This window comes from Mycoplasma sp. 6934 (assembly GCF_055523595.1).
The window spans coordinates 398069-412327 of record NZ_JBVFVE010000001.1 but is presented as its reverse complement, the minus strand read 5'-3'; the positions used below and the strand labels follow the sequence as shown (position 1 = coordinate 412327).

13 protein-coding genes are annotated in these 14259 nt (G+C 25.8%); 1 reads left to right on the top strand and 12 read right to left on the bottom strand.

Annotated elements, in window-relative coordinates; all coding sequences use genetic code 4:
* Positions 1–88: 88 nt before the first annotated feature.
* From AC0B4S_RS01820 to rpmF, 5 genes are all read right to left on the bottom strand, one after another.
* A complete protein-coding gene (locus AC0B4S_RS01820) occupies positions 89–499 on the bottom strand; it encodes an amino acid--tRNA ligase-related protein (protein ID WP_465101418.1) in 411 nt (136 codons plus the stop codon).
* A gap of 87 nt (positions 500–586) precedes the next feature.
* Complete coding sequence (gene secDF, locus AC0B4S_RS01815) at positions 587–3142, bottom strand: protein translocase subunit SecDF (RefSeq protein WP_465101417.1); 2556 nt, start codon at positions 3140–3142, stop codon at positions 587–589.
* 150 nt (positions 3143–3292) lie between these two features.
* Positions 3293–4249 (bottom strand): Holliday junction branch migration DNA helicase RuvB, encoded by a 957-nt coding sequence (ruvB, locus tag AC0B4S_RS01810; RefSeq protein ID WP_465101416.1) that lies wholly within the window; start codon positions 4247–4249, stop codon positions 3293–3295.
* Positions 4227–4817 carry a Holliday junction branch migration protein RuvA gene (gene ruvA / locus AC0B4S_RS01805; RefSeq protein ID WP_465101415.1) on the bottom strand — a complete coding sequence of 197 codons (591 nt, stop codon included), beginning with the start codon at positions 4815–4817 and terminating at the stop codon, positions 4227–4229. Before ruvA ends, ruvB begins: the two co-directional genes overlap by 23 nt.
* A 95-nt stretch (positions 4818–4912) precedes the next feature.
* Positions 4913–5119 (bottom strand): 50S ribosomal protein L32, encoded by a 207-nt coding sequence (gene rpmF, locus AC0B4S_RS01800; RefSeq protein ID WP_465101414.1) that lies wholly within the window; start codon positions 5117–5119, stop codon positions 4913–4915.
* A 137-nt stretch (positions 5120–5256) separates the two neighbouring features.
* Here rpmF and AC0B4S_RS01795 point away from each other — a divergent pair, with 137 nt between their 5' ends.
* Complete coding sequence (locus tag AC0B4S_RS01795) at positions 5257–6186, top strand: nucleotidyltransferase (RefSeq protein WP_465101413.1); 930 nt, start codon at positions 5257–5259, stop codon at positions 6184–6186.
* Here AC0B4S_RS01795 and AC0B4S_RS01790 read toward each other — a convergent pair.
* From AC0B4S_RS01790 to AC0B4S_RS01760, 7 genes are all read right to left on the bottom strand, one after another.
* A complete protein-coding gene (locus AC0B4S_RS01790; RefSeq protein ID WP_465101412.1) occupies positions 6183–7430 on the bottom strand; it encodes a hypothetical protein in 1248 nt (415 codons plus the stop codon). The two genes, AC0B4S_RS01795 and AC0B4S_RS01790, sit on opposite strands and share 4 nt — an antisense overlap.
* Positions 7393–8328 carry a DNA polymerase III subunit delta gene (gene holA, locus AC0B4S_RS01785; RefSeq protein WP_465101411.1) on the bottom strand — a complete coding sequence of 312 codons (936 nt, stop codon included), beginning with the start codon at positions 8326–8328 and terminating at the stop codon, positions 7393–7395. The genes AC0B4S_RS01790 and holA overlap by 38 nt, the downstream gene beginning before the upstream one ends.
* 1209 nt (positions 8329–9537) lie before the next feature.
* A complete protein-coding gene (locus AC0B4S_RS01780; RefSeq protein ID WP_465101410.1) occupies positions 9538–10038 on the bottom strand; it encodes an MAG0490 family ComEA-like DNA-binding protein in 501 nt (166 codons plus the stop codon).
* Positions 10039–10103: 65 nt separating this feature from the next.
* Positions 10104–11228: a YhjD/YihY/BrkB family envelope integrity protein gene (locus AC0B4S_RS01775; protein ID WP_465101409.1), complete on the bottom strand. Its 1125-nt coding sequence runs from the start codon at positions 11226–11228 to the stop codon at positions 10104–10106.
* Positions 11206–12636 carry an Asp-tRNA(Asn)/Glu-tRNA(Gln) amidotransferase subunit GatB gene (gene gatB, locus AC0B4S_RS01770; protein ID WP_465101408.1) on the bottom strand — a complete coding sequence of 477 codons (1431 nt, stop codon included), beginning with the start codon at positions 12634–12636 and terminating at the stop codon, positions 11206–11208. Before gatB ends, AC0B4S_RS01775 begins: the two co-directional genes overlap by 23 nt.
* Positions 12636–13955, bottom strand: a complete 1320-nt coding sequence (locus AC0B4S_RS01765) for an amidase family protein (RefSeq protein WP_465101407.1) — start codon at positions 13953–13955, stop codon at positions 12636–12638. Before AC0B4S_RS01765 ends, gatB begins: the two co-directional genes overlap by 1 nt.
* A complete protein-coding gene (locus tag AC0B4S_RS01760) occupies positions 13955–14257 on the bottom strand; it encodes an Asp-tRNA(Asn)/Glu-tRNA(Gln) amidotransferase subunit GatC (protein ID WP_465101406.1) in 303 nt (100 codons plus the stop codon). Before AC0B4S_RS01760 ends, AC0B4S_RS01765 begins: the two co-directional genes overlap by 1 nt.
* Positions 14258–14259 lie beyond the last annotated feature (2 nt).

Genomic DNA, 14259 nt, shown 5'->3' with positions numbered 1-14259 from the left:
TATAAGAATTAAGTAACCCGGGTTTTTTATTAACTAATCTTGTTATAAGCTTCTTTAAATAGTTAATAACTAATTCTTTTGCTTGATTTTAGTTTCCTATAATTTCAATTTCAAAATGATAAAACTGATGTAGGTGTCTTTGATCAACATCTTCACCTCTAAAAGACGGAGAGATATAACCAACTCTTTCAATCCCCTTAGTTCTTAATAACAATTCTAAATAAAATTGCATACTATCTGCAAGATAAAATGAGTAATTTGCTTTTGAAGATGAAAAAACTTTATATGGTAACGAATCACTGCCTAACCCCATAGGACTTGATATGCTTTGAGTACTCACTGGAAGGCTAACAATCTCAATATGATTGCGTTTCATTCATTCAAATGTAAATACAATTATTTCAGACGTAAGCTTAATTAGATTATATGTAGAATTAGATTTTATTAAGTCTAAAAAATTATCTTGATATTCTATAAATCTATTTCTTGTTTTATCCATAACAAGATTATTATACCAAATTTTTTATTTTCTATTTGTACAAAAATAACACCCTTATAAATAAGAGTGTTATAAACTAAGTTTAAATTATAAATAATCATTAATTCCATTAAAAGTTTGTTCTTCAAGTTTATTAACTTTTCAATAACCTGTATCAATTCGTTTTTGTTTGATTCCTTCACTATAACTGAATATTTTCACTCAAACATAAACAGATAAATAAGAAGAGAAAACAAGAATTAACGGTAATGAAATAAAGATTAAAATAGTAGGTAAATTATTGGTACTTGTACCGATAAATATTAAACCAATACCTAATGCTAAAATCCCAAGTAACGAAACTATAAAACGTTTAAGGTTTTGTGTAATTGTATAATTAGCGACATTTAAAATTTCTGGTGTTATTAGCACTTGTTTATGATATTTTAATTTTACATTTTCCTTTAAGTCTGTAAAAATATGCATCTTTTCATTATTAGACCAAATAAAGATGATTAAAAAGATAATTAAACTATAGTTATTGATCTGAATTCTAGTCAATATTAGTAATCCAAAAATAATTAAGAAATCAAGAACACTTGACAGAACTCAAACAATGCTAAAGACTAAACCAAGTCTAAATGCAACATAAAGTAAGATAACTGCAGATGAAATAATAATACTAATAACAACTCATTGTAAGTCATTAAGTGATGAAATATTTGTTATATTAACACTATCGACACTTAATAAATTATTACTATATGAATTTGCTAGTTCTTGTATTTGTTTTAAAATATTTTGATCATGATGAGATAGTTGTATTGATACACCACTTAGTCCATCAAGACCTGTAATTGAATATATTGATGATTGGGTAATTAATGATTTATTTAAAACTGCCGAATCATTAATATAATTGATAAAATTATTAGCTAATTCTGAATCAAAGAAATACTTAGATTTATCAAGTGAAGTGATGTTAATTGTGTAATATCCACTAAAACTATTTGAAACATTAAACCCATTTAAAGCACCACCACGAGTTCCAGATAGTGCACCAAAAATAATGGTTGAAATTAAAATTAAGGCAGTAAATAAAATTAAGATGAATTTGAAGTGTTTAAAATAATTTACACTTATTCTATTTTTAAAAATATATGCTTTGTGGCTTAATTTTGTAATACCAAATAATTTAATTTTTTCAATAAAGTAATCAGAAGTACTGATGGAAATAATAATAAACTTTAAAAAAATCAATGAGATTATAAGTGATATTATTGTACCAAAAACTGTAAACGAACTAAACTGCTTAATTTCGTTGGTTCCTAAAAAGAAGATAATTAAACTGGACACAAACATTATTACATTGCTGTCAATAATTCTTAATGAATTAAATCGTGCAGTATTAATAATAGCTTTCTTGATAGAATCTCCTCCTAGATGCCTATCTTTGAATTTTTCAAACCAGCCAGATGAAGATTCAAATAAAATTAGCATACCTAGTAAAAAGGCACTTAAACTTGCAGGAGAATACTCTCCTCTAACCACTGTAAACATTGCTAAAGTAAGGGCTGCATATAAAGCACTTGAAATAGCAGCAATTACACCTAATAGTCCATAATTAATAATTTGAATAAAAGCTAAAATTGCGAAAGCAACTAATGATCCAATTATGGCATATAAATAAGTATTTTGTGAACCTGAATGATCTTGAGAATTATGTGTTGAAAAAAGTTCTAAGCTATAATCGCCTAAAGCAAAATTAATTTTTTCAACTAACGATTTAGACTCAGAATTAGATAAAGTTGCTTTATTTGATAAATAAAGATGTTCACCATTATGAACATAATATACTTGTGCATTATGAATTAAATATTCTTTTGAAACATTTAATTCACTTTCTTTAAGTGTATTGTTAGTCTCTTCATTTGAATCAGTTTTTTTTGATTTAACTGAGTTGTTAACATGAATAAAATTATATAAATTTTGATTTGCACTTTGTCAATCACTTTGATATTCATTAACTGCTTTTTCATATAGGTTTTGAATGTTAAGTCAAATCAAAATTTCTTTGCCAACTAGTGATTCAGTGGCTTTAGAATATTCTGTTTCACCAGTATTTCCATTTAAGGCTATTTTAACACTGTTGTTTCCATTTTGTTCAACATATTCAGCACTTTCAGGTTTAAACGGAATATTATAATCATAAACGTTTTTATAATCAAGTGCTTGTGAATTATTAAACTTACCTAAATAAAATAATGGCTTCATATCAGTTGACGTTGCGATAATTGAAGGTTTTTGTATAACTTTGTTAATAAAATTACTTAACTCCAGTTGTGAAAGTTTACCACTTTTAGAAATTGATATTTTATCACTAGAATAAGGCTCTACCTTAATTCCGCTATAACCAAAACTATCAACTAAACGGTCATTAATAGACTTTGAAATCTTTAAATTATCAATAGAATCGGGTTTGTCACTTTTTATCTTAACAACTATTTGAGTTCCTGGATTATACTCATAGGTTTTATTAACGTTGGAGTTAAAATAAAAAAGACTACCAAAGATAATTGAAAGTAGACCTGCTATTAAAAGCAAAGTACTAATTAAAAGCCTTTTTCATGATGTTAATTTAAATATTTTATTTAAAAATTTCATATATTATACTATACCATAAAACCTGGTTTTTATATGCTATTATTAGTGATATTTTTTGGTACTAAATTTAAGAAAAAAAAATCCCAGATAAACATTGCATTCTAATGTTTGTCTGGGATAAAATTCTATAATTTTTGAGTTTGAAAATCTTTAATTGCGTTTACTATGGTATAAATAATCAATGCCTTCGCTTGTAATTCGTCTACCACGAGAGTTTTTTTCAATTAAATTATAGAATAATAAAATTGGTTCAATATCACTTACAATATTTTCTTTATTAAATTTTATTAAACTTGATAAAGTCAGAAGTGAAACATATTTTTCATAAAAATTTTCTTTTAATAGTTCTAAATATTCAACATGATCTTTTGTTAAACCATAACGATATAAATCAAGGGATTTAAATGTTTTTTTAATAACTGACAAATCTATTAAACCATTATTTAAGGATATTGCAAAGTCATTAACTCTTTGTAATAAGTGGTTAGCAATACGTGGGGTTTTTCGCGAATATTCTGCTATTTTTTCAATACAATCACTTGAAATATTAACATTAATTTTTATAGCAGAATTATTTAAAATTTTGCAAATTTCATCTTGTTCGTAATTCACTAACCGCCCTATATATCCAAAGCGGTCTTTAAGTGGTTGTTGCAAATCATTAATACGGGTAGTTGCTCCTATTAGTGTAAATTTTTTAATCTTCATTCGCATCGAGCGCGAATTCCCATCCACTCCAATTATTAAATCGAAGACAAAATCCTCCATTGCATTATATAAAAACTCAACTACTGTTTTATTAATACTGTGGATTTCATCAATAAAAACAATATCACCTTCATTTATAACTGATAGAACATTTATTAAATCACTCTTTTTTTCAATGTTTGCTCCTTGAATATAATGGATTTTAGCACCAATTTCATTTGCTATTATTGATACTAATGTTGTTTTTCCCATACCTGGGCTGCCATAAAACAAAATATGTGGGAGAGTTTTTTGTTGAATTTTAGAACTATTTATGACTGTTTTTAATGTTTTAACTAAATTTTTTTGGCCAATAAAACCATCAAATGTAGAAGGCCTAAGTTCTAAGTTGTGAATCACTGTTTGTGGTTATTATGCTTATGCTTTCTTCCACCATTTTATCAAGATCAATTTTTTCAGTAATATTAGCTATAGCATATTCAATTTGATTACGCTTAAATCCTAATGAGCTAAGTGTATTTGTTAAGTCAGTTAAATTATTAACTTCAGCATGTTTGTCCTCGCTTAAATCAACTAATTTAGATCATTTGGCTTTTAATTCAACACAAATATACTTAGCTGTTTTTTCTGAAACAAAGTTAATTTTAGATAATTCAGCTCAATTATCCGTTGCTATATATTGAGCAACTACTTCTCAACCCTTATCTAAAATCATCATGGCAATTTTTGGGCCGACCTTTTCAACTGAAATTAAATCAGTGAATAATAATCTTTCTTTAAAATCTTTAAATCCATAAATATTTTTGTAAAACTCGGTATTGTGCTCATATAAATAAATTTTGCACTTTGTACCAACCTCAAAACGTTGGATATTTGCAACATTCACCATATATCCATCACCTTTATTTTCGAATATAATACTTGATTTGTTTTTGAAAACAATTTCTCCAATTTTGTATAAAATCATTTTTTCCTCCGTAAAGATGATATAAAAAAATGATTAAGTGAACAAAAAATAAAAAAAGACAGGCAAATTTTGTGCTGTCTATTTATTTATTAAATTTAACTATTTTTAATACGATCATTTAATGCAAGATAAGCAGGATGCTTTTTACCTTTGTAAAAACCACAATGTTGACATAAAGTATGTTGTTCAATTAATTTTGTGCAATTTGAACATTTAATTAAATTAGGTGTTTCTAAAGCACTATGTGTTTGTCTTTTGTGTTTACGTTGTTTTGATGTCTTGCGTTTTGGTACTATAGCCATATTTTCCTCCTTGCAATTAATATAAATTTATTTTCTAACTATGTTATCAAATAGCATTACTATTATAATATAAAAATCAAAATTTAAAAATGGAAAAATTAACAAAAAAATTAGTTATTAATTTATAATAAAACAATATGAATAACAAAACAAGACCAGTAAAAGTTGGAATTGTAGCTGAGTATAACCCTTTTCATAATGGACATATTTTTCAATTAAAATGAATTAAACAAAAATTTCCTAATTCAAAAATTTATGTCGCTATGAGTTATAAATTTTCACAGCGGGCTGAATATATATGCGTATCTTGAAAAGCACGCAAAAAAATTGCCAAAAAATACGGTGTTAACAAATTTATAAAACTTAAAAATAATATTTCAAACCAAGCTGCACATATATTTGCTAGTGAGGCTGTCAAGAAACTAAATAAACATAAAATTAATTATTTAGTTTTTGGCTCGGAAACAGCTGATATAACACAATTTTTAAAAGTCGCTTATATTTTAAAATATAAAAAAACAGAATATAATGCACTTTTAAAAAAATATTTAAAAACTGGTGGTAATAGCTTCCCAAGATCTTCATCTTTAGCAATGCAAGATTTAGCAAATTACTCATTAAATACTCCAAATGACATTTTGGGAATTGAGTATGTTAAAACGATTGTAGAAAATAATTTTAATATAAGGCCACTTTGTATTAAACGAACAATAGGATTTCATTCTGACCAAACCCAAGATAATTTTGCCTCTGCAACTCATATACGTAAAATGGTTTTACATAACCAGGATATTAGTAAATATACACCAATGGATATTAAAAAATTTAAACAAATCAACGAAACTTACCCGAAGTTTCAAAAAATAATTAACAAAAGTAGTTTAAAAACTTTACGATCATATAAAATGGTTGGTGAAGGAATCGAAAATTTATTTAAAAAAAATATATACCATCAAACGTATGAGGAATTTATTCAAGCATGTATTAGCAAAAGATACACAAGAAGCAGAATCAAAAGAACCTATCTCTCAATTTATTTAAAAACTAAAAAAAATTCAAAGAGTTAAAAATTCTTTCTTTGAATTTTTTCTTTTGATTCATAAGGCATTAATATGAAGTTCCGTTCACGATATATCTTATTTGTTATGTTAATTTTACGAATATAAACTTCATTATCATAAATTAATTGTTTTTCAATTATTCCCTTATGGATATTATGATATAAGTACTTTATATTTATTTCGCCTTCATGCTTTATTACAAATTGCATATTTAAGTTGTTAACTTTTTCAATTAAATAATCATATAAGTAATCCAAGAAATTAAAATTATATAAAAAACCTTTATTTATTCAGTTTCTTAAAGATAAATTACTTAAATATGTAAAAGATATTTGCGGGTTATTAAATACAAGTTCATGAATAATAGTTTTTAGTCTTTGAACTAAGAAAAGATATTCATGATTTTTTGAGTTTAAATAATTATCAAAATTAATATTATAAATTCCTTTATTTAACAACATTGTCCATAAAATATTTACTGAAAAATTACTTCCAAAATTAAACTCATAAATTTTATTATCTAAAAAACTTAATAAATCTAGGTGTTTATTATTCTTTATGATGCTTGTATAACTGTAAATTCTTGAACTATTTTCCTTTTTAAAAACAGTAAAAACTCGATTTAAATAATCTACTTCTTTCATTACTATATTTTTTGAGAATTTCCTCATGTGCGATTCAAAGCCTTCAAATACAAAACCAGTTACATTATATTCTTTTTCAAAATATGATTTGATTAAAAATAAATTTCAATAAAGTTTTGTTTGATGTTCATCAATACCATAATAAAATTCATTATTATGGTCTAATTTTGCTCCCGTCGATTCAAAATTAACAACTCATTCAATTGAATCTTCTGTATTCACCGAATCATTGATAGAACTTGACTTTTTTAATATAGAGTATGATAAAAAGCCAAGTTCTTTAAAATTAATCAATTGCAGGATTGTTATATTTTGTAATAAAACTAATTCTTTTAACCAAGAACTCAAAAATTTATAATTTTCATCAATATTATTAGCTAATTCTTCATTTTCAAACTCTGATAAATAATATCAATGAGGCAAAATTAAAACAATCTTGAGATTATTATTTCTTATGATTTCAATTTTTTTATAAATATTCTTTAAATATTCTTTAAAACTTTCTGGTGCTAGTTTTTCCTGGCATTTGTTAAATAAAAAAATAAAGTATTCATTGTGAGAATTTATTTTAAAAGTTTTTAACGAGAAAGATTTCAAATAATTCATTTATATTCACCCCGCTTGTTTTTGATAAAATATCTAGTTTTCCTAATTCATAAATCACATTTTTAAGTTTTTTAAAACCAAAATTATTCAAAATAGTTGATAATTTCCTAATTTTTCATAAGGGTTGCTTTAGTTTTTCAGTAATTTGCATATTGTTAAGACCAGATGCAATTAAATAATAATAATTAATACAATCGCTTAGTATATTGCTAAGTTGGGCAATTAATGATGTGATTTCTTCACCCTCAGAAATACGCTCTAAATACTTTTGGTAAATAGTAGTAAGGTTAAATGTATCTATTGAATTAAGGAACGAAAAAACTTCATTTTTGGCATATTTTGCAATTACTAAATTAATAACTTCAAAATTTATAGTTTGGTAAGTTTGTGTTAAATTATTAAATTCATTCATAATTATTTCAAGATTATCTGGCATTTTATCTAAAAATAAATTTATATCAGTATATGAGAATTTTATATTTTTTTCTTTACAAAGTAATAATAATTGTGCTGCTATTTCTTTTTTAGGTATTTTTTTACATTCATATAATGTTGCATTTTGATTTAAAAAACTGGTAAGCATATTATTTGCCATTTTTGCAGAAATGTAAACAAATACTACTTCATTACTGTCAGAAAATCTAACCAAAGTTTTAATTAATAAATCTGCATTTTGTTGTTGTTTTTTATTATATTTAGTAGTATCGATAAGATCTAAATTTTTTACTATAATTAACTTTTTATCTACAAACAATGTTTCCGTTGCGATTAACTCAATTAATTCTGAAAATTCATAATTCTCGTCTAAGACAATTATTTGATCGAGGCTATACCTAGACTTAATTTCATTAAGATTTTTATTTATAAAATAAGATTCATCACCAAAAATAAATTTCATACTCTTATTATATTTTATTTTCTTTTTTATTTATAAAAACAGTTAAAAAGGATATAAAGCATCCTGTAAATAAAATAGACATAATTATTCAATTAACATTAAGGCTAACTTTTCAAAATAATAATAATGATAAAGAATTATCAAGTATAAACCTAATAAATACAAGTGCTGGAGCAAGTCATATTAGTAAAAGGAGGCAAATATACAATATTTCGAATATCGGAGATATAACCAAACTCAAAAATCAAGATGTGATATTTATATCTTGTTTTCATACCACAATTAAACTCGCCGAAATTATCCATATTTGAAAATAATTTGCAACATAAGATAATAATGATTTATTTTTATTATGTTTTTGCATATTACTTATAAATATTGACAAAATAAAGCTTAGTCAATACCCTTGTGAATTTACCCTTAGGTTTGAAGTAAAAAAAATAGTTAAAACCACTATTAAACTAAATTTAGATTCTTTATATGTTTTTTTGTTTAAGGCACTATTTAAAAGAATCGAAAAAAAGGCGCGATTTACTGAAATGGACTTAAGACAAATAATTCAGTATACAAAGCAGATAATATAAGTTATATTTTTTGCTTTTCTTTTGAAAACCTTATTCAAAAACATTGCAAGCAACTGAAAATGCATACCACTAATGATTAGAATATGTACTAAACCTAATTCACTTGCATAAGAAAACGGACTATTTTTGTAATTAACACTATGGCCAAATAATAACGGTATTACAAATTCAGAATATACTGAATTATGAGAATTAAAAAATTTAAAGATATGTATGCGAAAATCATATGATTTTAAAAACTTAACATTTTGAATATTTTCAAAATAATTACCTTTAGTATTACCTTCAATATATATTTTATCCCATAAATTTAATTTAGTATTGATGCTATTAATATTAAGATAAAAAGCTTGATTATTAATATTAATTAGTTTATAACTATTTGTATCTACTAACTCGACTCAGTAAATATTATTAAAATAATTCAGCATAATATTATTTAATATTTGCTTAATAAAATATGAGATAAAAATTATTACTAAACTAATAATCAAGAATTTGAATTCTCATGGCATTAAAATAAAAAAAAGCAAAATGCAAGTTAGAAATAACATAATTCATAAAATGTTGTTTTCTTGTAGAAATAAGATACCAAACGATATTAAAAAAAATATGATTAAATTCTTTAGTTTAGGACTAAATAATTCATTAACTTTTCAAGCGTCTTTTGTCCAATTCCACTTATCTCACCAATAGCTTTTCATGTTGTTTGTTTATTCTCCTTTCTATGGTCTAACAAAGCCTGTGCTATCTTATTTGATAATTTTAAAGTACTTAATTGTTTAATATTATCAAAATCATCCCAATTTAGCTTCAGATCTAAATAAGGAACATGGATCTTGCCATTATCAGGGACAAAATTATTCATTTTAAAACTTGAAAGATCCGCAAAACCTTGTGCGGATGCTTGAAATAATAGCTCTCGGTACGTGAGTTTTTTCGTTGATTTATGGATGCCATCGTGCAATACTGCTCCAGTTACATAATAAATATAAACTTTCTCCTCATTTTTATATTCTTCTTTGCTTGGTTTATTAACATAAACTTGCAAGATAACAATTGTTCCAGCAACTGAAAATAAAAATAATAATATTAATAAAATTTGTCCAAATGTTTTGCGCTTCATATATTTAAAAATAAAGGAGTATAGCAAAAAACACAAAAAACAAAAAAACAGGCTTACAAGCCTGCCTAAAGGAATGCATAAATTCTTTTAGGAATAGTCCGAACACTAACAAAACTTTTATAATAAGCATTGTTAAAAATAATTCCTAAAAACATAAAATAAATGAATCAGTTAATAAAAAAACTTATCGAAAAGAAAAACCCTGCTGCAGACCCAAATTTACTATAAGATACAAATTCATTTAAATAAATATATATTACAATTAAAATATATGAGGGGAGGCTAGCAACAATAGTGCCCTTAAATATGTCTTTAAATCTAATTTTAAATGATGGTATCAATTTAAATAAAACTAAAAATAATACATTTAAAAAAACAAGTGCATAAAGTAAATAAATAAAATCTGATAATCAAAAACTGATATCGCCATAAGTTTTTCAAATTTTTACTTCAGTTAATATGAAAAGATTACTAAAAAATCAAAGTAAAACTGAAATAACTAAAACCAAGAAAAAACCTTTGACACGATTTCCTAAAAAAGTTCCAGTTCTACTATGTGAAAAAATAAAATTATAAGCAGAAATTACCTTACCGTATCCGCCGCTCGCAATATATAAAGAAGGCAAGGCAATAAAAGAACCTGGAATTAAAGCTAAAAATGAATTAAATCCGGCATCTGGATTTTGATTATCTAATATAAAATAATGTTCTCCGCCTGGAATAAATTTTTGGAATACAATTGAATTAAATAAGTATTGAAAAATGTTGTTTGGCACTGAATCACTTCGAGATTTTGCTAATGGTTCAACATATTCTTTTAATGGTGTTATTGCATTATTAATCATAAGATTTAAAAAACCAACAATATAAATGACTGGAATAAATGAAATTAATACATAAAAAATTGTTGAAATTCATACGAAGCTTGTCTCTTTAGAGTTATAGTGAGAGTAAACTAAATTAACCAATTTATTGCGTTTAATTTTATTATTATCATCATTTTTTTTCCAAATTAAAGTTGATGTAAAAAATAAAATAATATATTTTAAAATTGTACTATAAATAACATTTAAAAATTCAAACCTATCTGGATAAATCAAATTAGTATAAAATTTTCTTAAATGTGTTTTTTTATTCTTTAATCGTAAATATTTTTTATAATGATTTTTAGTCGTTCTTAAAAAGATCATTTAAAACCTTTGTAGTTATTTCACTAGCTAGAACAGGGTTTACTTGACCACCAGTTTCTTTCATTATGGCACCAAGAATAAACTTAGTAACTTTTTCTGGTCTTTGCTCATATTCGGCAACAATTTCATGATTTGCATCAATAATTTTGGATATTAAGGAATTTATTAAAATAGGGTCTGAAATTTGTTGCAAATTGTGCTCTTTTATTAAGGAAGTTAAATCACCATTAAAATTAACTAGCAACGGCACAAGTTTTTTAAAAGATTTTCCTGAGATAATCCCTTGGTCAAGCAATATAATTGCATCTTTAAAAAATGATGCAGAAATATTTAAATCATAAGCTTTAAGACCCTTAGCATTAGCAAGCGAAACTATTTCAGCAAAGAATAGCTTAGATAATTTTTCTTTGTCATCATATTCAATACTATCAAAATACTTTGCTAATTTAATATCATCTAACAAACTTTGAATATAAAGATTTTGTATCTTTGCATCTGTATATCGTTGTTCTTTTTCGTTTGGTAGTTCTGGAACTACTGCTGAATCAATAAATTTTTTGGAAAGTTTAATTAGTGGAATATTTGATTCTGGAAAGTATTTATAATCTACAGCACCAGTTTTAACCCGCATTATTATATTTTCATTTTTATCAGCATCAAAACGTTTAGTTGCTTGTAAAATTGGATCATTAGTTAATATTTGTTTTGTTTGCAAGTTAATTTCATATTCGATAGCTTTTTCAATATTTGAAAGTGAATTAAGGTTTTTGATTTCCACTTTTGGACCAAATACAGTAGACCCAAACGGGCGAAGCGAAATATTGATATCAGCACGCAAGCTTCCTTGTTCAAGTTTACCTTCAGATATTTCAAGAGCAAGCACAATTCTCTTAATCATATCAACATAAGCAGAAGCTTCTTTAGCACTTCTAATGACCGGATATGTAACTATTTCAATTAAAGGTATACCTGCTCTATTATAATCGAGTTTAGTGCCTTGCTCGCTATGATGTTGCCTTGCTGTATCTTCTTCAAGGTGAATACGTTCAATTTTCACTTTTTTATTAGAATTGTTAACCTTAATTTCTAGCTCACCATTTTTCCCAATTGGGCGGTAAAATTGGGTAATTTGATAACCTTTTGGTAAATCTGGATAAAAGTAATGTTTGCGATCAAAATGCATTTCATCATCAATTTCCATATTTAATGCTTTAGCTAAAGTTAAAGCGTATTTTACAGCTTCTTTGTTAACTAATGGCAAAGTACCGGGGTAACCTAGATCTACTTGATTTGCTTTTGTATTTGGTCTAGCAAAATAATCAATTGGAGTTGACGAAAACATTTTAGTTTTAGTTTTTAATTCAACGTGAATCTCAATTCCAATAATTACTTCAAAATTATCATGCATTATAATCCTCCTTTGATTAATTCTTCAATATATTCAGCAATTCCAAGTAGTTTTTTATCTTGATATAATGAACAATCTAAGGCAATGCTATAACCAAGATTGTCTTTTACGCCTAATGGCAAGGTAATCGATGGGTTTCCTAGTAAATTAGATCCAGTTAAAATAAAGTTGATAACATTATTGCTTGAAGTATCTGTGAATTTAGGTGCAATGCCAGCAGTTGCAGGATAAATCAATACATCACCTTGCTGGAATAAACTTGCATAATAATTAGATATTAAGCGACGAACTTTTTGAGCTTTAACAAAAATTTCTTGTTGGTTTTCATTATATAAAAAGTAACTACCTAATGCTAATCTTTCTTGGACCATATGACCAAATTTTGATGAACGGGTATTTTTAAATGTGTCTTCTCAAGTCCTCCCTTCAACTCTATTGCCAAAACTAACACCAGTTAAATTAGCTAAATTCGAACTAGCTTCAGAAAACGAAATAATTCGATAAACTGGTTGGATCAATTCTAAAATTTTGTAATTTGGTTTAACTACCTGAACAGCAACACCATCTTCCTCTAATTTTCTAATTAATGAATTTCATGAGTTTATATAATAATCTTTTACTTGATCCGTAAGATCAAGTAAAACAACTCTAGCTGGTTTAGTTTTTACAACATTACTAATTTCAACATCAACTGATGTCATATCATTTGCATCCTTACCAAACAAAGTTTGAGAAACTAATATTGAATCATTTACATTATGGGTGAAATATGCAACAGTGTCTAAAGATGAAGCATATGCAAATAACCCATAGCGGCTAATAGAACCATATGAAGGTTTAAAACCAACTTTTTTAACGAAAGATGCCGGTAGGCGAACACTATCACCAGTATCACTTCCAATTGAAAAAGAGATATTAGTTGTTAAAGTAGCGGCAGATCCAGAAGATGATCCACCAGCATATCTATTAGAATCATATGGATTGTTTATAAGTCCATAAGCACTGTATGTTCCAGTTCCTCCAAGAGATAATTCATCTTGGTGTGTTTTGGCAACAAATAAAACTCCAGCATCTTTTAATTTAGTAACAACTGTTGCATTATAATTGGGATCAAAACCTTCCAAAATCATGCTAGAAGCTTTTGTTTCATATCCTTTAATTGCATAATTATCTTTAATAGTTGCAACAGCACCATTTAAAGGAGAATCTAAATTTTTCTTTTGCTCAATTTTTAAGAGTGACACAACTGCATTATTTGTGTCATTCTTTAGAGATTCGATTGCATTATTATAGTCTCCTTTAACAAGTAACTTTCGCATTAGTCTACCACCTTTGTTAATAAAATATAATCTTCATCCTTGTTTTTGGCATTTTTTAAAATATCTTCCTTAGTAATAGAATTTGTGGTATTGGGAATATCATCACGTAAAAAATCAATTAAATAAGTTTCATTAATATGGGTCATTGGTTTGATATTAGACAAATCAAATTGGTCAAATAATTTGATGCTTCTGGTTAATTCATTTCAATTATCTAAAATATTATTGATAACTTCATTATTTGGCTCAAAAAGCAATGATTCAACAATTTGTTTAATCTTTTCGTTATCTATTGTTTTCATAT